Origin of the sequence: Synechococcus sp. CS-1333, from assembly GCF_025128015.1 — a bacterium.
GTDB lineage: Bacteria > Cyanobacteriota > Cyanobacteriia > PCC-6307 > Cyanobiaceae > MW101C3.
Window position 1 is genome coordinate 141674 of record NZ_JAHLYO010000032.1, and the last position, 23883, is coordinate 165556.

31 protein-coding genes and 1 tRNA gene are annotated in these 23883 nt (G+C 66.3%); 13 read left to right on the plus strand and 19 right to left on the minus strand.

The window, feature by feature from the left end; translation table 11 throughout:
- Positions 1-109: 109 nt before the first annotated feature.
- The 3 genes from KQ303_RS12915 to KQ303_RS12925 all read right to left on the minus strand — a co-directional run bounded on the left by KQ303_RS12915 (position 110) and on the right by KQ303_RS12925 (position 1138).
- The gene (locus tag KQ303_RS12915) at positions 110-241 is read right to left on the minus strand and encodes a hypothetical protein (RefSeq protein ID WP_259730599.1); all 132 of its coding nucleotides are present in this window, start codon (positions 239-241) and stop codon (positions 110-112) included.
- A 51-nt stretch (positions 242-292) separates the two neighbouring features.
- Positions 293-688: a DDE-type integrase/transposase/recombinase gene (locus KQ303_RS12920; RefSeq protein WP_259730600.1), complete on the minus strand. Its 396-nt coding sequence runs from the start codon at positions 686-688 to the stop codon at positions 293-295.
- 87 nt (positions 689-775) lie between these two features.
- On the minus strand, positions 776-1138 hold the full coding sequence (locus tag KQ303_RS12925) for a helix-turn-helix domain-containing protein (protein ID WP_259730601.1): 363 nt from the start codon (positions 1136-1138) through the stop codon (positions 776-778).
- 316 nt (positions 1139-1454) lie between these two features.
- Between KQ303_RS12925 and KQ303_RS12930 the strand changes: the two genes are divergently transcribed.
- A complete protein-coding gene (locus tag KQ303_RS12930; protein WP_259730602.1) occupies positions 1455-2591 on the plus strand; it encodes a hypothetical protein in 1137 nt (378 codons plus the stop codon).
- Between the two features lie 136 nt (positions 2592-2727).
- Here KQ303_RS12930 and KQ303_RS12935 read toward each other — a convergent pair whose 3' ends face one another.
- The 10 genes from KQ303_RS12935 to KQ303_RS12980 form a co-directional block, all read right to left on the minus strand.
- Positions 2728-2886, minus strand: a complete 159-nt coding sequence (locus KQ303_RS12935) for a hypothetical protein (RefSeq protein WP_259730603.1) — start codon at positions 2884-2886, stop codon at positions 2728-2730.
- Between the two features lie 100 nt (positions 2887-2986).
- Positions 2987-3130 carry a hypothetical protein gene (locus KQ303_RS12940; RefSeq protein ID WP_198948291.1) on the minus strand — a complete coding sequence of 48 codons (144 nt, stop codon included), beginning with the start codon at positions 3128-3130 and terminating at the stop codon, positions 2987-2989.
- Positions 3131-3211: 81 nt separating this feature from the next.
- The gene (locus KQ303_RS12945) at positions 3212-3337 is read right to left on the minus strand and encodes a hypothetical protein (protein ID WP_259730604.1); all 126 of its coding nucleotides are present in this window, start codon (positions 3335-3337) and stop codon (positions 3212-3214) included.
- 133 nt (positions 3338-3470) lie between these two features.
- A tRNA-Pro gene (locus KQ303_RS12950) sits at positions 3471-3544 on the minus strand.
- Between the two features lie 15 nt (positions 3545-3559).
- The gene (locus tag KQ303_RS12955) at positions 3560-3925 is read right to left on the minus strand and encodes a hypothetical protein (RefSeq protein WP_259730605.1); all 366 of its coding nucleotides are present in this window, start codon (positions 3923-3925) and stop codon (positions 3560-3562) included.
- 2 nt (positions 3926-3927) lie between these two features.
- Entirely contained in the window at positions 3928-4128 is a 201-nt protein-coding gene (locus tag KQ303_RS12960; RefSeq protein WP_259730606.1) for a hypothetical protein, read from the minus strand.
- 5 nt (positions 4129-4133) lie between these two features.
- Complete coding sequence (locus KQ303_RS12965; protein ID WP_233133014.1) at positions 4134-4490, minus strand: MliC family protein; 357 nt, start codon at positions 4488-4490, stop codon at positions 4134-4136.
- A gap of 72 nt (positions 4491-4562) precedes the next feature.
- Positions 4563-5321, minus strand: coding sequence for a peptide-methionine (S)-S-oxide reductase MsrA (msrA, locus tag KQ303_RS12970; RefSeq protein WP_399233750.1), 759 nt, complete (start codon positions 5319-5321; stop codon positions 4563-4565).
- Between the two features lie 25 nt (positions 5322-5346).
- Positions 5347-5610, minus strand: coding sequence for a hypothetical protein (locus KQ303_RS12975; protein WP_259730607.1), 264 nt, complete (start codon positions 5608-5610; stop codon positions 5347-5349).
- Between the two features lie 123 nt (positions 5611-5733).
- Positions 5734-7482, minus strand: coding sequence for an ABC transporter ATP-binding protein (locus tag KQ303_RS12980; RefSeq protein ID WP_259730608.1), 1749 nt, complete (start codon positions 7480-7482; stop codon positions 5734-5736).
- A gap of 161 nt (positions 7483-7643) precedes the next feature.
- Between KQ303_RS12980 and KQ303_RS12985 the strand changes: the two genes are divergently transcribed.
- The 9 genes from KQ303_RS12985 (at position 7644) to KQ303_RS13025 (ending at position 18803) form a co-directional block, all read left to right on the plus strand.
- The gene (locus KQ303_RS12985; protein ID WP_094513003.1) at positions 7644-7967 is read left to right on the plus strand and encodes a DUF3288 family protein; all 324 of its coding nucleotides are present in this window, start codon (positions 7644-7646) and stop codon (positions 7965-7967) included.
- Between the two features lie 163 nt (positions 7968-8130).
- A complete protein-coding gene (gene trpD, locus KQ303_RS12990; protein ID WP_259730609.1) occupies positions 8131-9195 on the plus strand; it encodes an anthranilate phosphoribosyltransferase in 1065 nt (354 codons plus the stop codon).
- Positions 9192-10328, plus strand: a complete 1137-nt coding sequence (carA, locus tag KQ303_RS12995) for a glutamine-hydrolyzing carbamoyl-phosphate synthase small subunit (protein WP_259730610.1) — start codon at positions 9192-9194, stop codon at positions 10326-10328. The genes trpD and carA overlap by 4 nt, the downstream gene beginning before the upstream one ends.
- 115 nt (positions 10329-10443) lie before the next feature.
- On the plus strand, positions 10444-10794 hold the full coding sequence (locus KQ303_RS13000; protein ID WP_094513062.1) for an STAS domain-containing protein: 351 nt from the start codon (positions 10444-10446) through the stop codon (positions 10792-10794).
- Between the two features lie 22 nt (positions 10795-10816).
- The gene (locus tag KQ303_RS13005) at positions 10817-11197 is read left to right on the plus strand and encodes a ribonuclease III domain-containing protein (protein WP_259730611.1); all 381 of its coding nucleotides are present in this window, start codon (positions 10817-10819) and stop codon (positions 11195-11197) included.
- Between the two features lie 18 nt (positions 11198-11215).
- Positions 11216-13345: a 23S rRNA (guanosine(2251)-2'-O)-methyltransferase RlmB gene (gene rlmB, locus KQ303_RS13010; protein WP_259730612.1), complete on the plus strand. Its 2130-nt coding sequence runs from the start codon at positions 11216-11218 to the stop codon at positions 13343-13345.
- A gap of 103 nt (positions 13346-13448) precedes the next feature.
- Positions 13449-13676 carry a DUF1816 domain-containing protein gene (locus KQ303_RS13015; protein WP_399233757.1) on the plus strand — a complete coding sequence of 76 codons (228 nt, stop codon included), beginning with the start codon at positions 13449-13451 and terminating at the stop codon, positions 13674-13676.
- 30 nt (positions 13677-13706) lie between these two features.
- Positions 13707-15167, plus strand: coding sequence for an Asp-tRNA(Asn)/Glu-tRNA(Gln) amidotransferase subunit GatA (gatA, locus tag KQ303_RS13020; protein WP_259730613.1), 1461 nt, complete (start codon positions 13707-13709; stop codon positions 15165-15167).
- Between the two features lie 93 nt (positions 15168-15260).
- The gene (locus tag KQ303_RS13025; protein WP_259730614.1) at positions 15261-18803 is read left to right on the plus strand and encodes a DNA polymerase III subunit alpha; all 3543 of its coding nucleotides are present in this window, start codon (positions 15261-15263) and stop codon (positions 18801-18803) included.
- A gap of 156 nt (positions 18804-18959) precedes the next feature.
- On the opposite strand, the gene KQ303_RS13030 is transcribed toward KQ303_RS13025, so the two are convergent.
- From KQ303_RS13030 to ruvA, 6 genes are all read right to left on the minus strand, one after another.
- Positions 18960-19250, minus strand: coding sequence for a hypothetical protein (locus tag KQ303_RS13030; protein ID WP_259730615.1), 291 nt, complete (start codon positions 19248-19250; stop codon positions 18960-18962).
- Between the two features lie 61 nt (positions 19251-19311).
- Positions 19312-19458, minus strand: a complete 147-nt coding sequence (locus tag KQ303_RS13035; RefSeq protein WP_259730616.1) for a lmo0937 family membrane protein — start codon at positions 19456-19458, stop codon at positions 19312-19314.
- Positions 19459-19610: 152 nt separating this feature from the next.
- Positions 19611-19919, minus strand: a complete 309-nt coding sequence (locus KQ303_RS13040; protein WP_399233761.1) for a CsbD family protein — start codon at positions 19917-19919, stop codon at positions 19611-19613.
- A 279-nt stretch (positions 19920-20198) separates the two neighbouring features.
- Positions 20199-20633, minus strand: a complete 435-nt coding sequence (locus KQ303_RS13045) for a PAM68 family protein (RefSeq protein ID WP_094513393.1) — start codon at positions 20631-20633, stop codon at positions 20199-20201.
- A gap of 8 nt (positions 20634-20641) precedes the next feature.
- Positions 20642-20911 carry a 30S ribosomal protein S15 gene (rpsO, locus tag KQ303_RS13050; protein ID WP_094513390.1) on the minus strand — a complete coding sequence of 90 codons (270 nt, stop codon included), beginning with the start codon at positions 20909-20911 and terminating at the stop codon, positions 20642-20644.
- A 71-nt stretch (positions 20912-20982) separates the two neighbouring features.
- Positions 20983-21645, minus strand: a complete 663-nt coding sequence (gene ruvA, locus KQ303_RS13055; RefSeq protein WP_259730617.1) for a Holliday junction branch migration protein RuvA — start codon at positions 21643-21645, stop codon at positions 20983-20985.
- 22 nt (positions 21646-21667) lie between these two features.
- On the opposite strand from ruvA, the gene KQ303_RS13060 reads away from it, so the two are divergent.
- The 3 genes from KQ303_RS13060 to KQ303_RS13070 all read left to right on the plus strand — a co-directional run.
- Positions 21668-22126 carry a hypothetical protein gene (locus KQ303_RS13060; protein WP_259730618.1) on the plus strand — a complete coding sequence of 153 codons (459 nt, stop codon included), beginning with the start codon at positions 21668-21670 and terminating at the stop codon, positions 22124-22126.
- Positions 22127-22976: 850 nt separating this feature from the next.
- A complete protein-coding gene (locus KQ303_RS13065) occupies positions 22977-23342 on the plus strand; it encodes a hypothetical protein (protein ID WP_259730619.1) in 366 nt (121 codons plus the stop codon).
- Between the two features lie 361 nt (positions 23343-23703).
- The coding region (locus KQ303_RS13070; protein WP_259730620.1) for a DUF4331 domain-containing protein at positions 23704-23883 on the plus strand (180 nt) is incomplete at its 3' end.

Below are 23883 nucleotides of genomic sequence, written 5' to 3' on the forward strand. Positions count from 1 at the left end.
AACCGGTGAGGTGGGGCACTGCCTCTGAAAGGCGGCTCCCACTCATGAGCAAACATCGCAACCTCAGCCGCGACTTCAAAGCCCTAGATGTGGTTTCTCACCAGGTTGTTCATTCCTGCAGCTGAGCGAGCCGCTGCTGAGGGGTGAGACCACCCAGAGCCATGTGGTACCTGAGGCCGATATAGATCCGCAGGTTGGCCAGCAGCGGCTCATTGAGAGCCGCTGCGTTGCTGTAAGGCATCACGTAGGCCCGCTCCTCCAGCAGGGTCCACTGCTTCGCAGAAGCCTGCGGCTAGATGAGTCGCTCGGCCTTGCCGTTGGTCACTGGGGTGAAGGGCCTGGTCTTCTTGGCTGTCAACCCCATGGCCTGGCAGGCCTTTCGCCACCCATGGGACTTGGAGGCCGAGCCGTTGTCGCTGAGCACCCGTCGGCATTCGTAGCGCTTGGCTTCCGCGTAGCGGTAGCCCTGGCCGTTGAACCAGGCCACCGCTCGGCTAAAGAAGCCCACCGTGGTCGAGCCCTTCTCGTCGGCCAACACCTCGACGTGGGACAGATCGGTGGCGTCATCCTCGGCCACATGGATCTTCTCGTAGCCGGCGCCGGGGGATCGTCCTTTGCGTGGATCACCGGTGAGCCGGTACGCAACACGGTTGAGCCAGGCGAGCTGTTTGTTCTCGACATGGATCATGTCTCCCGGTTGCACCCACTGGTATCGCTGCACCGGCGGTCACTGCTTCTCTTTGAGAAGGCTTTGCCAACGCAGAAGCACTTCGCGCTAGGGGTTGAGGTTCCGCAGTCGGTTCAGCCCCAGGCGCCGCATCTCCCGGGCAAGGGTGCTGACCGGCGCCAGCAGCAGCCGGACGATCCTTCGGAGGCTGCAGCGCTGGTGTTTGAGTTCCACGGCCTGCTGCTGTTGCTCCGGATCGAGTCTCCGCCGCTGGCTGCGGCGAATGCTGCATTGATCCGCCAGTGCCGCTGGTCCATCAGAGCGAAAGCGTGCCAGCCACTTGCGGGTGGTGCATTCACTGATGCCGTTCTCAGCAGCCAACTCAGCAAGGCATCGGCCCTGGTCGAGATGCTGACGGATCAGGCGTTCACGATCGATCGGTGTCAGGCGGATAGTGGGGTGTGGATGCATGGGGTGTGAGGTCTTGGTTTGTTGGGTCGCACCACCACCCTGTCAACCTCACAAACCTTTGTGACCTGGAAGAATCTGTGGCATTAGACAGTTAGGTCAACAACGAGGGCCAGAGCAATGACGCCGGCGGACAGGGAAAGAAGGCGTCGCAAGAAAGGCTATTAAACTCGGGTTGGAACGATAGGGACCTCAGCTAGGCACGCTGGATCCTTCGGTTGTGTTGTCAGGAGTTAACCATTCTTTGCCAACTTATGGAGTGTGCGTCAAGCTGGAAGTGTACGGCCAACTGCCGGCAGTCCTTTGCAGCCCCCTGACCATGACCGCCGAGCGTCGTCAATTTATTTCCCCCTTCCAGTACAACCCGGGGAATGACCCCTCGGTGATCACCTATTTACAAGGCCTCAAGGGTGGTGATGCACCGGGCACTTTTGTGTTGGTCGGCGCCAACAATTCACCGGGTCCCACCCCGGTGGGCCTGGTGTACCAGGGGCCCTTGGATAGGGTGATGAGGCGAGGTGTCAGTGGCTCCGGGACCTGGAGCACAGTGGCAGTGCCGAAAAGATTTGGTGCTGCAGGCACCAGCGTCTATGGGCCCGACAACTTTGGTGCCGGCCTGGGCAATCTTGTGGGCGCGTATACCCGGAGCCTGGGGAACCAAGCGCCTAGCTCTGATAACCCTGCCATCGTTGGCTTCACTTATACCGGTGCTCTGAACGGCTCCACGGCCACTGGTTGGCGCAGCGTGCAGGGCACCATTCAGTTGGGCGTGAAGGGTTCTTATACGTTTGTCCACTCTGTGGATGGCGGTCTGGCTGTCGGTAATACCGACAACGCCGATGTCGACGATCTCACGGGTTATTTCAGTCTCAGTTCCACTGCTTTCATCGTCGAGCTGGCTACGGGCCGTCAAACCCCCATCCGCTTCCCTGGCGAGCGCGATCCATTGGTAACGCACACGGCTTATGGCATTTGGGCCAACGGCAGCGGAAAGTACACCATTGCCGGTGGGTCGGGCGAGGTGCTCAACGAAGAGGCCAGCAGGGTCTCTGCCGGTGAGGCCTATTTGATCGATTACGACAGCATCACTGGTCAGTTTTCGAATTACACGACGTTCTCTTATCGAAATCGAGATCGCACCGACCTGATCACCCACTTTGAAGGGATTTATCGTACAGACAACGGCAGCTACCGTTTGCCTGCCACCAGTGTTGCCCTGAACGACGAGGGCGACCTGGCAATCGCCTCGGAGGTCACTGTCAAACGCAACAAAAAGGGTGAATTTCGTGCCAAGGCCAGTTGGCAGGATTTGGATGTGACGCGCAGTAGCGATGGAGCAATAAGCGTGCTGAGTACAGCCAACTCCCTGTATGGCGACGTGACGGTTGGCTTCGCTAACTATCCAGACGGCAACAGCGGCCTGACTCCGCTCGATTTTGTCAGTCGGCTGTTATGACTGCTCTCATCAAGCAGGGCTGATCGCCTGGTGTGAGGTGACCTTAGCGCCACACCCCCGCCGACACTTAAGCCTCCGGCTGGGCGCTCACCACCCGGGCGCCAGCTTAAACGGCTTTGAATATATTGAAGTCGAGTTAGCAGTATAGCTCAGTGAGGTAGGGATCATTCTTCTCTGCAGCGACATTCAGGTCTTCGCCTCTGAAGAGAATGCAGCGCAGCTGGATGATCGCCTCCACCAGCTTGGCGGCAGGCGGGGCCTCTCCCTGCTGGCGAACGGTTCTGGAGCGCGACACGGAGCGGGCGGACGAAGAAACAAAACAGCAGCCATTGGGCAGCAGCGCAGGACGCGAAGCACCCGCGCGGCCAGCAGCAAGGCAGGGTTGATTCAAAGCCTCAGTAAGGATCTTGCTGTGGCTGCCGTCGCTCCATCACCAGCAGCGCCGTGATGCCGTGCATCAACGCCTGCATCCCAGCGAGGATCGACTGGAAACCGGCCAACCGCAGCAGGTTCAGCGCTGCGGTTCGGAGCGTGGCCATTGCGCCGGCGCCATTGCCGCGGCAGCGGTGGTCGTCCTCGTAGAGCTGGGTGTCGCAGATCCAGTGCCAGCCCTCAATGCTTCATCGGTCCCGCACCAGTTGCAGCAGGGCTGCTGGGGTGGCCCGCAGCACAAGGCTGGCCTTGCGTCGCTCCACCGCACACCTGTGGCGACCGGCCTTGAGCCTGGCGTTCAGATCGCAGAGCACTGCGTCCAGGGAAACGGGCGGCCCGGAAGGCGGACCGATTCTGTCGCCTGTTTAGGCCTAAACGGGCCTATACAGAAAAGCCACCCCTAGGGAAGAGGTGGCTGTCTGACTGGGATCTACCGGTGTGACTGAATCGGAGCGGCGGGATTTGAACCCACGACCCCCACTACCCCAAAGTGGTGCGCTACCAAGCTGCGCTACGCCCCGGCGAGATGGAAACTATCACAGCTCCGGTGGCAGCCAGCGCTCCCAGTGCTTGCTGCGTTTGAGCCGCCGCAGCACCCGGGCGCTGAGCTGTTCGCGACGGGCACCGGCATAGCCCCACAGCCGCAGCCGGCGCGCCGTGTGGCGCAGTTCGGCCAGGGAGAGGGAGGCGAGCCGCAGCTCCGGCACCCGCCGCCAGGCGCTGGCGCGCACGGGCATCGGGTCGCCAGCCGAGGCCCCAGGCAGGCCCAGCAGCGCTCCCCCGGCCATCCACTCCGGCACCAGAACGAACAGCACGGCCAGCAGTCCGTAGAGCTCCACGAGGCCGCGGGGGAGGGGGTGAAGCTTGCGCTTGCCCTGGGGCTCGCCTGGGGGATCGACCACGCTCAGATCACGCTGCCGTTGGCCCGGGGCACGCGCGGCTCCAGCCCGGGGGCGGGGGTGCTTCGCGATGGCGGCGCCTCCTTCCACAGCAGCGGCGCCTCCGTCGCCGGGTTGAGCTTGCCGTACCAGAACACCAGGGCAAACACCAGGCCCAGGGTGCAGAGCAGGGACACGATCACCGTGCGGTCGGAGAGGGAACCCATCGGTGTCAGGCCTGATCGGTGCGGAAGCAGGAGAAGCGCTGCGGCAGCCGCTCCACGGTGAGCTCATCGCCTCTGAGGATCAACCGCAGGTTGTCGTCGCCGTAGCGCACCCCCGGCAGCGGCGAGGTTTCCCGGAACAAGGTGGCGCGGGAACCGCCGCTGATCAGCGAGGCCTGAGCGTCATTGCGCTCCACCACAAGGCGTCCCTGGTCGCGACAGAGAAAACTCTCGCGGATCTCGTAGTGCTCCCACCAAGGGGAGCTCATCGCCAGAACCGGCGGCATCAACGGAACCACAACGGTGGCGCTGAGGCCGGCGGCCAGGAGGCTGGCAGCGGATCTGGCAGCGGGTCCGGTCGTCATCGGGAAGAACCAGTGTGGAAGCGAAGGGTCGAGGAGGGCCGCCGAACCGCTCGGGCCAGCCCAGAGGCTGGGTCAGAGGCGGATTGGCTCGTTGGAGCTGCGCAGCACGCAGTGCTGCACCGACCAGTCGTACTGCGCCCAGACCTCGGGCGCCAGCAGGAAGTTGCCGCCGGCAAAGGCGGTGAGCCGCACACCGCTGGGGCGGGCGGAGCAGTAAGGGCGGCTGCCGGGGCGGGCCAGGTACTGCTGGTGGTGGGTTTCGGCGAAATAGAAGGGCTTGTGGATCAGGATCTCGGTGGTGATCGCCGGGAAGCCGGCGGCGCTGAGTTGCTCCTGGTAGTGCCGGCGGCTGGCCTCGGCCAGCGTCAGCTGCTCGGACGTGGTGCAGAGAATCGCCGAGCGGTACTGGCTGCCGGTGTCATTGCCCTGGGCCAGGCCCTGGGTGGGGTCATGGCATTCCCAGAAGAGCTTGAGCAGATCGGCGAAATCGACCCGCCGGGTGTCCCACACCACCCGCACCACCTCGGTGTGGGCGGTGCGGCCGGAGCACACCTCCTCGTAGGTGGGGTTGGGGGTGTGGCCGGCGGCGTAGCCCACGGCCGTGGTGACCACGCCGGGCAGGCGCCAGAAGCCCTTTTCCGCGCCCCAGAAACAGCCGCAGCCGAAGCTGGCCTCCTGTTCATGGGCCTGCAGCGGTGCCTGCAGCGGTGTGCCCAGCACCACGTGGCGTTCGGCGGTGGGGATTGGCGTGGCCCGACCGGGCAGGGCCTCCGTGGCGGAAACGATCCGCTGCTTTGGGCTGCTGGTGCCGGTCGTGAAGAGTCCGAACAACGGGTCGTTGGAAGCTGAACGGAGCCTAGGCAGGGGTTTCCGTGTCCGCCGCCGGTTGCAGGGCGATGTGGTTCAGCAGCGTGGTGGTGAACGCAAACAGCAGGAAGGGCAGCGACAGCACCAGGATCACGCCCACGCCCACCAAGGCGAAGATCGGCTTGCTGGAGCCCATCAAGGCGAGCCCTGCCGCCAGGCTCACGAAAATCACCACCATCCAGGCCAGCACCTGCCCGTAGATGTCGCCGAAGGTGAGGGTGCAGCGCAGGTTGTAGCCCTTGAGGGGATCCATGACAACGAGGGAACGGTTGGCGGCCGGGAGATCCCGGCCCCCAGCTAAGCCGCCCCGGGGCAGGTTGTCTGCTCCGTTCAACAACTCGTTTTGGTTCAGCCAGCTGCAGCTGAGCGTCTCGGTTCAGGCCAACTGGAGCTGAACTTCCGCCTGCTGCCGCTCCCAGAGGCGGCGGTAGGTGCCGGGCAGGGCCAGCAGATCCTCGTGGTGGCCCTGCTGCACCAGCCGCCCGTCCTCCAGCACCAGCACGCGGTCGCAGGCGGCGGCGGCCGAGAGCTGGTGGCTGATCATCACGATCGTGCGGCCGTGCTGGGCGCGGATCGACTGCAGGATCGCCGCCGCCGTGTTGTTGTCCACGCTGGCGAGGGCATCGTCGAGCACGAGCAGGGGGCAATCCACCAGCAGCGCCCGGCCCAGCGCCGCGCGTTGGCGCTGGCCACCGCTCAAGGTGATGCCACGCTCCCCCACCAGCGTGCCGTAGCCATCGGGGAAGCCACGGATGTCGCCTTCCAGCCGCGCCTCGCGGGCCGCTTCCTCCACCTGCTCGAGGCTGGCGTCGGGGTCGCCGTAGCGGAGGTTGTCGGCCAGGGTGGCGGTGAACAGATAGCCCTCCTGGGGCACCAGGGCCACCTGGGCGCGCAGGTCGGCCAGCGACAGAGCCGTGACATCGACGCCATCGATGAACAGCTGCCCGGACGGCACCTCCGCCATGCGACCTAAGGCCCGGGCCAGGGTGGTTTTGCCGCAGCCCACCGGGCCCACCACCGCCACCAGTTCGCCGGGAGCGATGCGGAAGCTCACGTCGCTCAAGGCCTCGCGGAGGGCGTCGTCGTAGCGGACCGTGAGACCACGCGCCTCGACAGCCCCATGGCGCTCACGGGCGGGAGGCACCGGATCGGCCGGGGATTCCACCCGTGGCCGGCGGCCGAGCAGTTCCTCCACCCGCTCCAGGCTCACCTGGCCGGTCTGGAAGGTGTTGAGGGTGAAGCCGAGCAGGGCGGTGGGGAACACTAGCCGCTCCACGAACAGGATCAGGGCCACCAGGTTGCCGATGCTGAGGCGGCCGCTTTCCAGCTGGCCGCTGCCGATCGCCAACAGCAGCAGCAGGCTGATCGAGGAGATGCCTTCCAGCAGCGGGAACAGGGTGCTGCGGGTGCGGGAGAGGGCCAGGGCCGAGTCGCGGTAGCGGCCGTTGCGTTCGCCGAAGGCCGTCTGCTCGTGCACCTCCTGGCCGTAGATCTTGATGGCGCTGATGCCGGAAAGGTCTTCCTGGATCAGGTCGCTGAGGCTGGCCAGGCACTCCTGCTGGCGCCGCTGCTGCCGCATCATGCGGCCGCCGAACAGACGCACCACCATCAGCATCAAGGGGTACAGACCCACCGCCGCCAGGGTCAGCAGCGGGTCGATCATCAGCATCGCCGGCAGAGTGAGCGCGTAGGCGAGGGCCGTGTTGGTGAGGCTCAGCACGGCGAAACCGAGCAGGCGTCGCACGTTCTCCACATCGCTGGTGGAGCGGCTGATCACCTCGCCGCTGCCGGTGGTCTGCACCCAGCCGGGCTCCTGGCGCAGCATGTGGTCGAACACCCGCTGGCGCAGGCTGGCCTCCACCTGGCGCCCCACGCCGAACACCAGCAGGCGTGAAACCAGCCGCGCCACCCCCATCAGCGAGGCCAGCAGCACGATCCAGCCGGCCTGCCTCAGCACGTAGGACACGGCGAAGCCGTCCTGCAGGTCGTCGATGATCCCGCGCACCATCAGCGGGATGGCCACGCTCAGCAGGTTCACCACCACCAGGGCCAGCACACCGCCGAGCAGCACCCGCCGGTGGGGGCGCAGGTAGCGCCAGATCAGACCCAGGCGGATGGCGGCCATGGCGGGGGGTGGAATGGCTCCAACCTACGGATCGCGCCGGCCGGGCGAGAGTGGCAGGCCTTCGAGCCGGGCCCCGCGGAGATCAGCACCCCGGCCCGCCCACACCGCCGCCCGCACTGCCTCACACAGCGCCTCACCCTGCCCCGAACACACCCCTACCCATGCCGTCACCCGAGAGCCAGTCGCATCCTTTGTATGGCACCGATCGCCAGGTGGTGGATGGCCTGCTGGCCAGCGACCAACCCGGCGACGGCCAGCTGGTGGATCTGGCCCGCCTGCTGAACCGCTACGACGGCTTTCCCGGCGCCGAGGATCTGCGCGCCGATCTCACCAAGACCCTGGCCCACTGGGGCCTTAACCGCGAGGAGCTGCACCGCCGCACGCGGGCGTTGTGGGAAGGCGGCTACCGGCCCGGCCCGGTTGCGGCCGCCGAGGGCCAGGCGGTGGGCAGCGGCTTCGACACCGCCGCGCAGGACACGCCCTGAACGACGGGAATCGGTCTCAGTGTGCTCCGATGATCAGCGGATTTGCGTTTCTCAGGTGATAGTGGAAGCGTCCCCATCACCTGGCCCGGCGTGTCCTGCACCCGGGCTTTTTTTCTGGCCGGGCGCCCTTTCCCCGCAACCAGGCCACCACGTCTCAGGCTCGATGCGTTCCACCCTTTCCTGGTCCCAGCTGCTCGAAACCCTGCTGCAGGGCCAGCCGCTGGCCGATGCCGATGCCACCGCCCTGATGGAGGGCTGGATCGCCGCGGCGATCGAACCGGAACTCACCGGTGCGCTGCTGGCGGCCCTGCGCAGCAAGGGGGTCAGCGGCGGGGAACTGGCGGCCATGGCCGCGGTGCTGCGCGAGGCGGCACCCCTGCCCTGCCCCCGCCCCGATCTTCCCCTGGTGGATACCTGCGGCACCGGCGGGGATGGGGCCGACAGCTTCAACATCTCCACGGCGGTGGCCTTCGTGGCGGCGGCCTGCGGTGCCACCGTGGCCAAGCACGGCAACCGCAGCGCCAGCGGCAAGGTGGGCTCCGCCGATGTGCTGGAGGCGCTGGGGCTCAACCTCAAGGCGTCGGCCGCCACCGTGGTGGGGGCACTGCCGCAGAGCGGTGTCACCTTTCTGTTCGCCCCCGGCTGGCATCCGGCCCTTGTGGGGCTGGCACCGATCCGCCGCCGTCTGGGCGTGCGCACGGTGTTCAACCTGCTCGGCCCGCTGGTGAATCCGCTGCGGCCGGAAGCCCAGGTGCTGGGCGTGGCCCGCGCCGACCTGCTCGATCCGATGGCCGATGCCCTCTGCCGCCTCGGCCTGGAGCGGGCGGTGGTGGTGCACGGCCATGGCGGTCTCGATGAGGCCTCGCTGTCCGGTCCGAGCGAGCTGCGCCTGGTGGAGCAGGGGCAGATCCGCTCGCTCCGCCTCGATCCCACCGCCCTGGGGCTGGCCGAAGCGCCGATCGAGGCGCTGGCCGGCGGCGATGTGGCGACCAACCAGCGCATCCTGGCGGCGGTGTTGCGGGGGGAGGGCAGCAGCGCCCAGCGCGACGTGGTGGCGCTGAACACGGCGCTGGTGCTCTGGGCCGCTGCCAGGGCCGAGAGCGTGGAGGACGGCCTGGCGCAGGCGCTGGCGGCGCTGGCGGGCCCGGCCCCGTGGCAGCGGCTCGAGGACCTGCGTGCAGTCCTGGCGCAGGAGGATGATCAGACCAGCGCTACCCCTGCCCCTTGACCGCCCCCTCCGCCGCCCTGCTCGTGCTCGCCGATGGCACCGTGCTGCGGGGCACGGCCTTCGGTGCGGTGGGCACCACCATCGGTGAGGTGGTGTTCAACACCGGCATGACCGGCTATCAGGAGGTGATCACCGACCCCAGCTACGCGGGCCAGCTGGTCACCTTCACCTACCCGGAGCTCGGCAACACCGGCGTCAACGCCGACGACCGTGAGGCCGATACCCCGCAGGTGCGCGGCGTGATCGCCCGCCAGCTGGCGCCGGTGGCCAGCAGCTGGCGCTCCGAAGGCCTGCTGGCCGACTGGCTGGCGGAGCACGGCGTGGTGGGCATCGCCGGCGTGGACACCCGCGCGCTGGTGCGCCACCTGCGCGAGCGGGGTGCCATGAACGGCGCGATCAGCAGCGATGGCACCGTCGCCGCCGCCCTGCTGGAGCAGGTGCGCCGGAGCCCCTCGATGGAAGGCCTGAACCTGGCGGAAACCGTCAGCACACCCACCAGCTACGTGTGGCAGCAGCTCTGCGGCGCCGGCTTCGATCAGCGCCAGCAGGTGGCGCCGGCTGAGCCCTACCGGGTGGTAGCGATCGACTTCGGCATCAAGCGGGCGATCCTGGAGCGGCTCAGCGCCCACGGCTGCACGGTCACGGTGCTTCCGGCGGGCGCCAGCCTCGACGAGGTGCTGGCCCAGGAGCCGGAGGGGGTGTTCCTCTCCAACGGGCCCGGAGATCCGGCCGCCGTGCAGAGCGGCATCCGGCTGGCGGCGGGGCTGATCGAGCAACCCAGCCTGCCGGTGTTCGGCATCTGTCTGGGCCACCAGATCCTCGGCCTGGCCCTCGGGGGCAGCACCTACAAGCTCGGCTACGGCCACCGCGGCCTCAACCATCCCTGCGGCGGCCATGGGGTGGTGGAAATCACCAGCCAGAACCACGGCTTCGCCTTGGCGGCCGCCTCGCTGGATGCGGCACAGGTGGAAATCACCCATACCAACCTCAACGACAACACGGTGGCAGCCCTGCGCCATCGCCACCGGCCCGTGTTCGGCGTGCAGTACCACCCGGAAGCCAGTCCTGGCCCCCACGACGCCGACCACCACTTCGGCCGCTTCGTGGCCCTGATGGCTGAACGCCGCGCCTGATCGACCGGCGGGTGTTCCGGTTTTGTGTGCGAGCGGTCTGGGCCTTGCCATCGCTCATTACACTTCGGTCGCTCGTTTCGCATCGAGGGCTGGGGCGATTCCAGAACTGCATCGACTGACCGTTTCCTTACGGGGCGGCTGTGAGCGTCGCGAAAACTGCCTGCTGTGCAGTTTCACTGGCCAGCTCGACGCCTATTCCGACAAGCAGTTCAAGGAGTTCATCACCGAACAGATGGGCAGCAACAAGCTGCCGCTGCTGCTGGATCTGACCCACATCGATTTCATCGATTCCTCCGGCCTCGGCGTGCTGGTGCAGCTGGCGAAGCAGTGCACCGAAGCCAACATCCAGTTCGTGGTGGTGGGCAACGCCCGCGTCATCCAGACCGTGAAACTGGTGCGCCTGGAAAGCTTCCTGCACCTGCAGCCCGATCTGGAAACGGCACTGGGTGCCCTTGCCACCGCCTGATTCCGAGGCCGTCCGCTGGCTGATGTGCCTGCAACCGGCGGAAGCCGAGGCGCTGGGGCCGCTCCAACTCGCCTGGCTGGGCGATGCGGTGTGGGAACTGCATCAACGTCTGCGCCACTGCCGCAGCCCCGGCCGCAGCGATGTGCTGCACCGGGCCGTGGTGGAGGAAGTGCGCGCCGATGCCCAGGCGCGGGCGCTGGAGCGGCTTGAGCCGCTGCTGGAGCCGGAAGAGCGGGAATGGGTGCGGCGTGGCCGCAACAAAGCCGGCCGTGGTCCTCGCCGGGGAGATGCGGGACGCTACGGACAGGCCACAGGGTTTGAGACAATGGTGGGCTGGCTCTTTTTACGGAATCCCGGACGGCTCGCCCAGCTGCTGGATCATCTGGAACAGACCGACCCCTGACCCCTTGCCTCCGTACCCATGAACCAACGTTTCGAGCGCCGCCGGCCCAATGGCGCAGGCGGGGGCAGCGATCGGCCCGGAGCAGGCCCGCGCGGCGCGCGGCCGTCCCGTCCAGGCGAAGGGCGGCCTGAGCGCCGCGGTCCGGCCCCGGAGCGTGGCGGCCGCGAAGCCCCCGACCGGGGCGGTGAGGAATGGCGCAAGCAGCGGCGTGAGCGCGTGCAGCGCCCCGCCGGCGAAGGCCGCCCGGCCCGGGTGATCAGTTCGCGCCCCGCCGGTCGCCGGCCGGAAGCGGGAGCGGCCCCGGCCGAGGGGGGTGGCGCCCGCTTCGGTGGCGGTGGTGCACGGTTCGGCGGCGGCAGTGGTGCCGGGGGCGGTGCGCGCTTCGGTGGCGCTGGTGGCGGCGCCCGCTTTGGTGGTGGTGCCCGCTTCGGCCCCCGTCGTGGCACGGACGATCGCGCCGGGGGTGAGCGGCGCTTTGGCGAGCGGCCCGGTGGGGAGCGGCTTGCAGGTGATCGGCCCTCTGTGGACCGCCCAGCCGGCGATCGCCCCTCCAGCGACCGCCCTGGCGGCGATCGGCCCTCGGGCGCCCGCCCGTTCAGTGAGCGCCGCTTCGGCGATCGCAGGCCGGAAGGTCGCCCCTCCTTTGGTGGCCGTCCCTCTTTCGGCGGCCGTCCTTCCTTCGGCGGCCGCCCCACGGGCCGGCCGCCCTTCCGCAAGCCCCCCTTCTCCGCCCCCCGGCCTGATGGCCCCGGCGGTTCCGGCGGGATGTTCGTGGACCGTGGTGCCAGCGAGCCGCAAGCAACGGGCGAATCGGAACGCTTCGGCGCCGAACCGGCCGATGATCTGATCTGGGGACGCCATCCCGCCCAGGCCGCGCTGGAGAGCGACCGGCCGATTCACCGCATCTGGTGCACCCCTGAGCTGCGCTTCGCTCCCCGCTTCCTGCAGCTGCTGCGCGAAGCCAAGGCCGGTGGGGTGCTGGTGGAGGAGGTCACCTGGGCCCGCCTCGGCCAGCTCACCGGTGGAGCGGTGCACCAGGGGATCGTGCTGCAGGTCGCCGCCGCCGAGACCCTCGATCTCGGCACCTTGATCGACGGTTGCCGCGGCATCGGCGAACCGCCCCTGCTGATGGCGGTGGACGGACTCACCGATCCCCACAACCTCGGCGCGATCGTGCGCAGCGCCGAAGCCCTTGGCGCCCATGGCCTGGTGCTGCCACAGCGCCGCAATGCGGGCCTCACCGGCTCGGTGGCCAAGGTGGCCGCCGGCGCCCTGGAGCACCTGCCCGTGGCCCGGGTGGTGAACCTGAACCGCTCGCTGGAGCAGCTCAAGGAGGAGGGCTACCGGGTGGTGGGCCTGGCTGAAGAAGGCACGGTAAGCCTCACGGAAGCCGATCTCGACGGCCCGCTGGTGGTGGTCACCGGCTCGGAGAGCCAGGGGCTTTCGATGCTCACCCGCAAACACTGCGACCAGCTCATCCGCATTCCGCTGCGGGGCGCCACGCCCAGCCTGAACGCCTCGGTGGCCACGGCCCTGCTGCTCTATGAGGTAGCCCGCCGCGGCTGGATGCAGGCGATCACCGGCAATGCCCCGGCTCCGCGCATCGTGCGTCCGCAGCTGCCGAGCAAGGCGGCAGCCAGCAACACAGAAGCAGTCCCGGCGGCGGTTGACCAACCGGCCGCCGTTGCTGACGGCCCGGGCGATGCGCTTCCGGCCGATGAGGGGCTGCTGACCGCTGATCAGGAGCTGCCTGTGGATGGGCTCCTGGCTGTGGATGAGGGGTTGATCGTCGAAGAGGAGTTGATCGTCGTTGAAGAACAGCGCGTCGATGGGGAGTTCCCCGTGGATGAGGAGTTGCGCATTGATGGGGAGCTGATGGTGGAGGAGGCAGTGGCTGCGTACGACTCCCTCGCCGGCATCGACCCGGAGCAGGTGCAGGAACCCGCAGAGGACGCGGTGCCCGCGGCCCACAACGAGCTCGCAGCCGTTGTGGAGCCTGCAGCCAGTGAGAAGACCGCAACCATTCAGGAGCCTGGAACCAGCAGCGAATCCACCGCTGCCCCAGCACCTCCTTCAGCGCCTCTGGAGCTCACCCTGGAGCTCTCGCCGACCAGCCCCACGGGCTTTCAGGGGGACATCCAGCTCTGAGTCCGACGGTGCACACCATTCGGGAAAAACGGCTGTGGACGGCCCCATGCGAGGGCACAATGGATCGGTACGAAAAGCCTGAATGGACGCCCTGATCCGGCCTTTGCGCAGCCTGGCCAATGGTCTGGGGATGGCATGGTGGGCGCGGGTTGAAACCCACGATCCCAACGTCATCTACTGGTTCGGCCCGTTCATGCGGCGCCAGGAGCTGGAAGTGGAACTGGAGCACTTTCTCGCCGATCTTCAGGCAGAGGCACCCGGCGGGCTGAGCCATGAAATCCTCCGCACGCACCGGGGCGAACCCCTCACCGACGTTCAGGAGCCCGGCTGATAGCGTCCCACCAGCAACGATGGGCTTGGGATGGGGATCGCCGAATGGCGTGAGCGGCTGCAGAGCGGAGACGTGTCCGCCCGTGAGCTCACCGATCACCACCTGGCCCGCATCGACACGGTGGATCCCACCGTGCATGCCTACCTGGAGGTGACGGCGGAACGGGCCCGCGCCGATGCCGATCGCATCGACGCCGCCCGTGCCGCCGGTGAGACGCTGCCGCCGCTGGCCGGTATCCCCCTGGCGATCAAGGACAACCTCTGCACCAAGGGCATCGCCACCACCTGCTCCAGCCGCATGCTGGAGCACTTCGTTCCGCCGTACGAATCCACCGTCACCGAACGGCTGTGGCAGGCCGGCGCGGTGCTGCTGGGCAAAACGAACCTCGACGAGTTCGCCATGGGCAGCTCGACCGAAACCTCCGCCTTCGGCCCGAGCCGCAACCCCTGGGACCCCGAACGGGTGCCGGGCGGCAGCTCCGGCGGCAGCGCGGCGGCTGTGGCCGCCGGTGAAGCGATGGCGGCCCTCGGATCGGACACCGGCGGCTCGATCCGCCAGCCCGCCGCCTTCTGCGGCGTGGTGGGGCTCAAGCCCACCTACGGCCGGGTGAGCCGCTGGGGGCTGGTGGCCTTCGCCAGCTCCCTCGACCAGGTGGGTCCGTTCAGCACCAGCGTGGCCGATGCCGCCGAGCTGCTGCAGGTGATCGCCGGCGCCGACCCCCGCGATGGCACCTGCCTGCAGGCCCCCGTGCCGGATTACCGGGCCGCGCTGCGGCAACCCATCGCCGGTCTGCGCGTGGGTCTCGTGCGCGAATGCTTTGAACAGGAGGGGTTGGATCCCCAGGTGAAGGCGTCGGTGCTGGCGGCCGCCGCGCAGCTGGAGGCCCTCGGCTGCGAGCTGGTGGAGGTGAGCTGCCCCCGTTTCAACGACGGCATCGCCACCTATTACGTGATCGCCCCGTCAGAGGCGTCGGCGAACCTGGCCCGCTACGACGGTGTGAAGTACGGCTTCCGCTCCGAGCAGGCCGGCAGCCTGGCGGAGATGACCGCCCGCAGCCGCGCCGAAGGCTTCGGCGACGAGGTGCAGCGCCGCATCCTGATCGGCACCTACGCCCTCTCCGCCGGCTACGTGGATGCCTTTTACAAGAAGGCCCAGCAGGTGCGCACCCTGATCCGTCGCGACTTCGACGCCGCCTTCGGCCAGGTGGACGTGCTGCTCACCCCCACCTCACCCACCACCGCCTTCCGCTTCGGCGCCCACGCCGACGACCCGTTGGCGATGTACCTGGCCGACCTGCTCACGATTCCGGCCAACATGGCGGGCCTGCCGGCGATCTCCTTGCCCTGCGGCTTCGACGCCGACGGCCTGCCGATCGGTCTGCAGCTGATCACCGGCGTGCTGGAGGAGCCGCGCCTGCTGCAGGTGGCTCACCACTACGAACAGGCGGCGCGGGTGATGGACAGCCGGCCTGAGGCGGCCCTGGTGGCCTGAGCCGGCGGTGCCTTGACAGGGAACTAAACGCCAGATCTAGTGTTGTGCCCGTAGGGTAAGCACACCCCGTAGTGGTTCAGCCACCCCACGCCCTTGGCTTTCGTTCCGCTCCACAACCACAGCGACTACAGCCTGCTGGACGGGGCCAGCCAGTTGCCGCAGATGGTGGAGCGCGCGGTGGAGCTGGGCATGCCGGCCCTCGCCCTCACCGACCACGGCGTGATGTATGGCGCGATCGAACTGCTGAAGCTGTGCCGCAAGGCCGGCATCAAGCCGATCATCGGCAACGAGATGTATGTGATCAACGGCTCGATCGAGGATCCGCAGCCGAAGAAAGAACGCCGCTACCACCTGGTGGTGCTCGCCAAGAACGACACCGGCTACCGCAACCTGGTGAAGCTCACCAGCATCAGCCACCTGCGCGGCATGCGGGGGCGCGGCATCTTTGCCCGCGCCTGCATCGACAAACAACTACTGCAGCAGTACAGCGAAGGCCTGATTGTGGCCACCGCCTGCCTCGGCGGTGAGATCCCCCAGGCGATTCTGCGCGGCCGCCCGGATGTGGCGCGGGATGTGGCCCGTTGGTATCAGGAGCTGTTCGGGGAGGATTTCTACCTGGAAATCCAGGATCACGGCTCCCCGGAAGACCGGATCGTGAACGTGGAGATCGTGCGCATCGCCGCCGAACTCGGCATCGAGCTGATTGCCACCAACGACGCCCACTACCTCACCAGCGGTGACGTGGAAGCGCACGACGCCCTGCTCTGCGTGCTCACCGGCAAGCTGGTGACCGATGAGAAGCGCCTGCGGTACACCGGCACGGAATACATCAAGAGCGAGGCGGAAATGGGCCGTCTGTTCGCCGATCATCTCGATGCCGCCGTGGTGGCCCGTGCCATCGCCAACACCGCCGTGGTGGCCGAGAAGGTGGAGGCCTACGACATCCTCGGCCGCCAGCAGATGCCGTGCTTCCCGATCCCCGATGGCCACACGGCGGTGAGCTATCTGCGCGAGGTGAGTGAGCAGGGGCTGCGCAAGCGGCTGGGGCTCTCGGCCGCCGAGCCGTTCACGCCGCTCTATGGCGAGCGGCTGGCCTTCGAGCTGCAGGTGATGGAGCAGATGGGCTTCCCCACCTACTTCCTGGTGGTGTGGGATTACATCCGCTACGCCCGTGAGCAGGGCATCCCGGTGGGTCCGGGTCGGGGCTCGGCGGCCGGCTCGCTGGTGGCCTATGCGCTTGGCATCACGGCGCTCGATCCGGTGGAGCACGGCTTGCTGTTTGAGCGCTTCCTCAACCCCGAGCGCAAGTCGATGCCGGACATCGACACCGACTTCTGCATCGAGCGGCGCGGCGAGGTGATCGAGTACGTCACCCGGCGCTATGGCGACGACAAGGTGGCGCAGATCATCACCTTCAACCGCATGACCTCCAAGGCGGTCTTGAAGGATGTGGCGCGCGTGCTCGACATCCCCTACGGCGATGCCGACCGGCTGGCCAAGTTGATTCCGGTGGTGAGGGGCAAACCGGCCAAGCTCGCCGAGATGATCGGGCCGGAGTCACCGGCACCGGAGTTCCGCGAAAAGTATGAAAACGACGCCAATGTGCGCCGCTGGGTGGACATGGCCCGCCGCATCGAAGGCACCAACAAAACCTTCGGTGTGCATGCCGCCGGTGTGGTGATCGCCGCCGAACCGCTTGATTCGCTGGTGCCGCTGCAGCGCAACAACGACGGCCAGGTGATCACCCAGTACTTCATGGAAGATGTGGAGGCGATGGGGCTGCTGAAGATGGACTTCCTCGGCCTCAAGAACCTCACCATGATCGAAAAGACGGTGGATCTGGTGGAGCGGGGCAGCGGTGAACGCATCGACCCCGATGCCCTGCCGGCCAATGACCCCGGCACCTATGAACTGCTGGCCCGCGGTGATCTGGAAGGCATCTTCCAGCTGGAATCCAGCGGCATGCGTCAGATCGTGCGCGATCTGAAACCCTCTTCCCTGGAAGATATCTCCTCGATCCTGGCGCTCTACCGCCCCGGCCCGCTGGATGCCGGCCTGATCCCCAAATTCATCAACCGCAAGCACGGCCGCGAAGCGATTGATTTCGCCTGCCCGGCCCTGGAGCCGATCCTGAAGGAAACCTACGGGATCATGGTGTATCAGGAGCAGATCATGCGGATCGCGCAGGATCTGGCCGGCTATTCGCTGGGGGAAGCGGATCTGCTGCGCCGCGCCATGGGCAAGAAGAAGGTGTCGGAGATGCAGAAGCACAGCAGCCAGTTCGTGGAGGGGGCCACGGCCCGCGGCGTGAACAGTGCGGTGGCGGAAAAGCTATTCGAGCAGATGGTGCTGTTCGCGGAATACTGCTTCAACAAGAGCCACTCCACCGCCTACGGGGCAGTGACGTATCAAACCGCCTATCTCAAGGCGCATTATCCGGTGGCCTACATGGCTGCCCTGCTCACCGTCAACGCCAGCAGCACCGACAAGGTGCAGCGTTACATCGCCAACTGCCAATCCATGGGCATCGAGGTGATGCCACCCGATGTGAATGCCTCGGGAATCGACTTCACCCCCACCGGCGATCGCATCCTGTTCGGACTCTCGGCGGTGCGCAACCTCGGGGATGGCGCCATCCGTCAGCTGCTGGAGGCCCGCCACATGGATGGGCCCTTTGCCTCGCTCGCTGATCTCTGCGATCGCATCCCCACCAACCTGATGAACAGGCGGGCGCTCGAATCGCTGATCCACTGCGGCGCCCTCGATGCGCTGGAGCCCAACGCCAACCGCGCCCAGCTGATGGCGGATCTCGATCTGGTGCTGGATTGGGCAGGCTCTCGCGCCCGCGACCGGGCCAGTGGACAGGGAAACCTGTTCGATCTGTTTGCCCCCCCGCCTGCCGATGGCGGCGGCAAAGCAGGCAGCGGCGCTGGGGGCGCTGATCACAGCATGGCGCCGAAAGCTGCTCCTGTGAGCGACTATCCGCCGAAGGAGAAGTTGAGGCTGGAGAAGGAGCTGGTGGGCTTCTATCTCTCCGATCACCCGCTGAGGCAACTCGCGCAGCCGATCCGGCTGCTCTCACCGATCGGCCTGGCCACGCTCGAGGAGCAGGCCGACAAGGCGCGCGTGAGTGTGGTGGCGATGGTGCCGGAGATCCGCAATGTCACCACCCGCAAAGGCGACCGCATGGCGGTGCTGCAGATCGAAGACCTCACCGGCACTGCCGAAGCGGTGGTGTTTCCAAAAACCTTCGCCCGGCTCTGCGATCACCTGATGGTGGATGCACGCCTGCTGATCTGGGCCTCGGTGGATCGACGCGACGACCGGGTGCAGCTGATCGTGGACGATTGCCGCGCCATCGATGATCTGCAGCTGCTGCTGGTGGAACTGGAGGCCGAGCAGGCCGCCGACATCGCCGTGCAGCATCAGCTGCGCGAATGCCTGGTGCGGCACCGGCCGGAGCAGGACGAAGCGGGGGTGCGGGTGCCGGTGGTGGCGCTGGTGAAGCTGCACGACCAGACCCGCTACGTACGCTTCGGCCACCAGTTCTGCGTGCGCGATGGCGTGGCCGCCGTGGACACCCTCCACGCCGCCGCCTTCACCGCCCGGCTGCACTCACCCCTGCAGCTGGCCTGATCTGCGGCTGGGCTGATGCTGTGGCTGCCAGACCGGTGGCTTGAGACGCCTGGCTGGATTACGCATGGACCTGGGGCTCACGCACGGGCCTGGATGCGGTGAGACGTGCACGCAAAGGTTCGCGGAGTGGGGCGCTGAGCCGTGAACCGAACGCCATCAAAGCCCGTATTTGCGCAGCGTCTCTTGCCGGCAGACACTTTCAGCCGCTTTGAGATTGCTGTTGAAATCAAACTGCCTGAGAAAGCATTGGCAAGTGGATTGTGTTAACCCTTCAGGCACACTCTGACCCGAGCGCTTCACTTCATTATTCACAGCAAGCTGGCAGAAGTGCATGGCTAGATTACGGGCATCAATGGATTGTGCCCGAATATCCAGAGGCACCACGGAGATGAATGCAGACACCGCTATCACCACCTGAAGCCTGAAGGTTGTCAGCAGCCGAATCATCGAGAGCAACAAGAAGAAATCGGCCTTGCAGCAAGGCCTGAAAACGCATCCATCAGATCCATCAGATCCGGGAGCGTTGCAGCAGCCGTAGCACAATGATCACTACAGCGACCACAAGAAACAGGTGAATCAACCCACCCAATGTGAACGAACTGACCAGACCCAACAGCCACAACACAAGCAGCACGACAGCCACGGTTTCCAGCATGGGAGGCACTCCTGAACGATTGAAGTAGCTATTGGGATTGAATCCTGTGGATCACCACAGCAGGCCTAGCAGCAGGCCCCCGGGCGTGATGCAACGGATCAGGCCAAGCAGCGGAGAACTCCACTGATTGGCCTTTGTGTTTCAGGCCCTGGTCACTTGATCTTGTCAGCGGCCTTGGCGGTGGCATCGCTCACCTTGTTAGCGGTCGACTTCACGCCCTGTTTGAGGTCGGAGCCGGCCTGCATCGCTGCAGCCTGCACCTGTTTGGCCTGCCCTTTGAGCTTTTCGCCGGTGTCTCCGGTGAGTTCGCCGTGGGCAGCTTCAAGCCGGCCTTCCGCTTGCTTGGCGGAGGCAGAGAGATCTTTGGACATGATTCTGGCGGCAAAGGGGGTGGTGGTTACGAAGCTGGTCGAGGCCATTGCAGGGGGCTGAAACACGCAGGAGGCGATCATCACGACCACGGCGAGAATCAGGGAAATCGGGAACCTCCGATCCATTCGTTTCATGGGCTAGGTCTGCAAGGGCACCTCCAACACCTAGCCAGCGCTCCCCCAAGCGGCCACGAACGCACCACAAACGGCTCAGCAAGGATTCATTCCAGGGCAGATCTGCAGCACCTTCAGGCGCATCGCTTCGCCAGCACCTTGTCTGCTGCACGTTCAGCAGCACGAGCGGTGCAGGGGCAATCCCAGGGGGCGTGTGGCGTGCTGGCGGCGTGCTGCTGCTGAAGCGGGGATCAATCAGCCGGGCGCGTTGCTGCCCTGGCGCATCGCCCGAATGGAGGCACGCACACGGCTGATGTTCACACCGATCTGCTCGAAGCCCAGCAGGCTGCCGGCCGCTTCTTCCCAGCTGGCCGAGAGCACGCCATAGCTGAGGCCCAGCACACCCAGCAGGAACAGGCCACCGGACACCGCGAGGGTGAGCACCGGGGGGACGTCGTAGATGTTGCGGCTCACCAGCAGGTAGCTGACCACGAACGCGGACATGCCCAGCACGGAGGGAACCCCCGTGGCCAGGGCGATGCGGCGTGCCATGCGGTTGGCCACTGCAGGCGGAATCACTTTGGCCCCACTGGCCTTGGCGGCAGCGCCGCCGCCAGACTTGCCCGCTCCGGCCGTGGCAGAGGGGGCAAGACCGGAGGCCTTCGGGCGGGGCTTGCGCTTGGCCGCCATGGATCCGCTCAGCCCCGGATGCCGAGCTTGGCGATCAGCTGGGCGTAGCGATCTTCGCTCTGGGCGCGGAGATAGCCGAGCAGGCGCTTGCGGCGCCCGATCATCTTCAGCAGACCCTGGCGGGAGGAGAAGTCGTGCTTGTTCTGTTGCAGGTGACCGGTGAGCTGGGAGACCCGCTCGCTCAGCATCGCCACCTGCACCTCGACGGAACCGGTATCGGTGCCGTGGGTTTGGTGGCTGTTGATCAGTTCCTGTTTCTTGGTGGTATCGAGCGGCATGCCGGCGTCGGGCCCTGACGGTGCAAACAGACAACTTACCGCCCCGTGGGCGCCCCCTGGGCCGGAGGGAGTCAGGCGGCCTGCTGGGCCAGCCAGCGCAGGCTTTCGCGCAGCCAGGCATCGGGGCCTTCGGCCGGCTCCAGCCCGCCGCGTCCCACGGCGTGCAGGGCCCGGTTGATCTCCAGCGGCGCGTAGCCGAGCGCCTCCAGCGTGATCTGCACCTCGTCGCGGGTGGCGGCCAGGGGGGTGGTGCCATCGTCGGCGCCGCCGTCATCGAGGCCGAAGGCCCCGCCAGCCAGCGCGGCCGCCCCGCCGTCGCTCTCGGCCAGCTTGCCGCGCAGCTCCACCGCCAGGCGCTCGGCGGTGCGCTTGCCCACCCCCGGCGCCTGGCAGAGCTTGCGCAGATCGGCCTGAACGATTGCGCGCACCAGTTCCTCGGGCGGATGGGCGCCCAGCAGGGCCAGAGCCAGCTGGGGGCCAACGCCGCTGACCGCCACCAGCAAGCGGAACAGGTCCCGCTCCTGCCGCCCGCCGAAACCGAACAGGGTCCAGCCGTCTTCGCGGATCGACTGATGGATGTGCAGGGTGAGCACGGCGCCTTCACCCGGGAGCCGTTCCCAGTGGCGGCGGGTGAGCTGCACCTCGTAGCCCACCCCCTGGCAGCAGAGCAGCAGGCCGCAGCGGTGTCCCTGCTGCCACCGTTCCGCCACAGCGCCCTGCAGCCAGCCGATCATGGGCACATCTTGAGGCGCCCCCATGCTGCCCGGTCCCCTTCTCTCCGCCAGTGGGCGGTCTGCGCTGCCACCGCTGGGCGCCTGCCTGATTGCTGTGGCGCTCGGGCTGCTGCTGGCGCTGAGCGGCTGCCAGGGGGTGGGCCAGCCGTCGCAGCAGGTGCTGCTCAGTGCCCTGGAGCTGCAGATCGCCCTCACCCAGCGCTCGATCGCGACGGCGCTCGCGCTTGATCCCCCCGGAGCGCCCCAGGTGAGCCGGGTGCGCGTCAGCCATCAGGAGAAGGTCCCAATCGGCGATCGCCAGGGGCTTCACCTCAGCGGCCAGTTCGACTGGCGGCTCGCCAATGACCCCTACCGGGTGGACAGCGCCTTCGAGCTGTATCTGCTGCGCGGTGAAAAGGGGCAGAGCTGGCGCCTGGCGCGGCCCAGCGCAGAGGGCGACCGCCCCGGCTGGGTGACCGATCCACTGCCGCTGAAGGGGTAAGCGCGCTGCCCATGTCGAATGACTGACGGCCGGCCGACAAGGGCGGTGATCGGGTGCGCCTTGCAACGCTGCCGCTACCTGGCGGACCTGTGAGACGTGCGCCTCGCCATCGCCTAGGAACCGCTCAATGGGAGCACCCCCAACGGCGTGCTGGTGGAAGACCGGGGCGACGATGCCAGCCGGCACATCGCTCGCGTTGACGGGGAGGAATGCGAACGCCGGCGCAGCAGCACTGATGTGGAACTCCACGCGTTCGCTGAGGTCGACAACAGACGCCTGTGCGGACGCTTGCGGGGGTGCTCCGCGGGAAAAGGCTCGTGCGAGTCACGGAGCCGCTGATTGTGGAGTTCGAAGGCTCGGGAGTTTCCAAGCAGGGGAGTTTGTGATCTCCTCCATCATCAGCACGATGTGATGGAGATTGCCGGGCCGCCATAGGGAGCCTCCAGCCAAAGTGGCAATGAGCATCTCTGGACAATCGCCCAGGCAATCGCGTGGGAAGACTGGATCAGATCTAGAAGCTTGCAGACCAACAAGGACACTTGAAGGCCATTGGGTCACAATTCCAGGTTGCCAGAGGGAGGGATGAAGTCTCTCAAGTTGTATCGTATTGAACAGTGTTATACGGACCCGGTTAAGTCGCCAAGGGCCTGCAGGGGAATCAGAAAGACCAGTCTAAGAAAGGAATCTGGTCATGTTGCGTCAGGGGATTCCCCGCTTATGCTGCAAAAGAGGTCTGAAGGGCGTTTTATGCGGATCCGCCCATTCGGCCTTGGGCATCAGGGTTGCCTAGTGAGAAAAGCATTTCGATCGACTTGTCGCTAGGTAAGGCTCCACGGATAGTTCAAACATCATGGACATCGTTATCGCTCTATCCTTCATCAGCATTTCAAAGGTGCTGATTTTTTTGCCGCCCTTAGCCGTGTGGCTCTCTGTCTTTCGGCAAGCCTTCGGTCGGTCGGCATGGTTTCAGCTCCCGCTTGCGTTGATCGGACCCTTCATTGCCGGCTTTGTCTTCAGCGTCTTGGTGTGGCTCCCCGCCTATTCCGGTCGATGCGGAGGCTGGCTCGGTGAGACTTACCCATGTGGATTCAGACAATATGCGATTGAAACTATGTACTGGGCCGCAATGAGCATGGCTATTCCTGCGTCTACAGGGGTGCTACTTGGTGTCATTGTCCTGATCGTTGGCTTGATCAGGCGCAACAAGTCCCGCTGAAGTAAGCCCAACAACCCCATCCAGCGGACGCGGGAGGCCCGCGCCGCTGATGCGGGGCGTTAGGCGCCACAGGCGCGAGGGAACTCATAGAGATGGGAAGTGCCGCACACAACGTGCATCGCCTTGGCCCAGGAAACCCACGAGGCGTACCACGGCGTCCTCGCCTGTAAGCAGCTCTCCCGCGCTGTATTGATTCATGATCATGAATCAGATACCTCACTCGTTCCAGCCCCCCCGCAGCGCTCGTCGCGCCCATGAAGGCTCATGTCGTTTCTAGAGGGCTGCGCGCGGCTCAGTGCGCACCGCCACAGGAGCGGCAACCGGTCCATAATTGGGAATCTCGGCTCAAAGGAGAACAGCAGTGTCGAACCATTTCACTGGACTGAATCTCGGTCCTCCTCTCGGGGACCAACGACTCGACCTCTGTGACCTCTATGCGTTCCAGTCGCCCAAGGACCCGTCGAGGACCGTGATCATCCTCAATGCCAATCCGACGGCCGACGCGCTCCATCCCGATGCCATCTACCGCGTTAACATCGAC

Coding starts and splice junctions, on each gene's coding strand:
- KQ303_RS12965 (WP_233133014.1), bottom strand. CDS start 4,490: ATGACGACCGGACCCGCTGCCAGATCCGCTGCCAGCCTCCTGGCCGCC.
- KQ303_RS12920 (WP_259730600.1), bottom strand. CDS start 688: ATGATCCATGTCGAGAACAAACAGCTCGCCTGGCTCAACCGTGTTGCG.
- KQ303_RS12940 (WP_198948291.1), bottom strand. CDS start 3,130: ATGGCCACGCTCCGAACCGCAGCGCTGAACCTGCTGCGGTTGGCCGGT.
- KQ303_RS12930 (WP_259730602.1), top strand. CDS start 1,455: ATGACCGCCGAGCGTCGTCAATTTATTTCCCCCTTCCAGTACAACCCG.
- KQ303_RS12975 (WP_259730607.1), bottom strand. CDS start 5,610: ATGGATCCCCTCAAGGGCTACAACCTGCGCTGCACCCTCACCTTCGGC.
- KQ303_RS12960 (WP_259730606.1), bottom strand. CDS start 4,128: ATGGGTTCCCTCTCCGACCGCACGGTGATCGTGTCCCTGCTCTGCACC.
- KQ303_RS13045 (WP_094513393.1), bottom strand. CDS start 20,633: ATGGCGGCCAAGCGCAAGCCCCGCCCGAAGGCCTCCGGTCTTGCCCCC.
- KQ303_RS12915 (WP_259730599.1), bottom strand. CDS start 241: ATGCCTTACAGCAACGCAGCGGCTCTCAATGAGCCGCTGCTGGCCAAC.
- gatA (WP_259730613.1), top strand. CDS start 13,707: ATGGGGATCGCCGAATGGCGTGAGCGGCTGCAGAGCGGAGACGTGTCC.
- KQ303_RS12925 (WP_259730601.1), bottom strand. CDS start 1,138: ATGCATCCACACCCCACTATCCGCCTGACACCGATCGATCGTGAACGC.
- KQ303_RS13065 (WP_259730619.1), top strand. CDS start 22,977: ATGGACATCGTTATCGCTCTATCCTTCATCAGCATTTCAAAGGTGCTG.
- KQ303_RS12985 (WP_094513003.1), top strand. CDS start 7,644: ATGCCGTCACCCGAGAGCCAGTCGCATCCTTTGTATGGCACCGATCGC.
- ruvA (WP_259730617.1), bottom strand. CDS start 21,645: ATGATCGGCTGGCTGCAGGGCGCTGTGGCGGAACGGTGGCAGCAGGGA.
- KQ303_RS13060 (WP_259730618.1), top strand. CDS start 21,668: ATGCTGCCCGGTCCCCTTCTCTCCGCCAGTGGGCGGTCTGCGCTGCCA.
- KQ303_RS13005 (WP_259730611.1), top strand. CDS start 10,817: ATGTGCCTGCAACCGGCGGAAGCCGAGGCGCTGGGGCCGCTCCAACTC.
- rpsO (WP_094513390.1), bottom strand. CDS start 20,911: ATGCCGCTCGATACCACCAAGAAACAGGAACTGATCAACAGCCACCAA.
- KQ303_RS12980 (WP_259730608.1), bottom strand. CDS start 7,482: ATGGCCGCCATCCGCCTGGGTCTGATCTGGCGCTACCTGCGCCCCCAC.
- trpD (WP_259730609.1), top strand. CDS start 8,131: ATGCGTTCCACCCTTTCCTGGTCCCAGCTGCTCGAAACCCTGCTGCAG.
- KQ303_RS13030 (WP_259730615.1), bottom strand. CDS start 19,250: ATGATTCGGCTGCTGACAACCTTCAGGCTTCAGGTGGTGATAGCGGTG.
- KQ303_RS13035 (WP_259730616.1), bottom strand. CDS start 19,458: ATGCTGGAAACCGTGGCTGTCGTGCTGCTTGTGTTGTGGCTGTTGGGT.
- rlmB (WP_259730612.1), top strand. CDS start 11,216: ATGAACCAACGTTTCGAGCGCCGCCGGCCCAATGGCGCAGGCGGGGGC.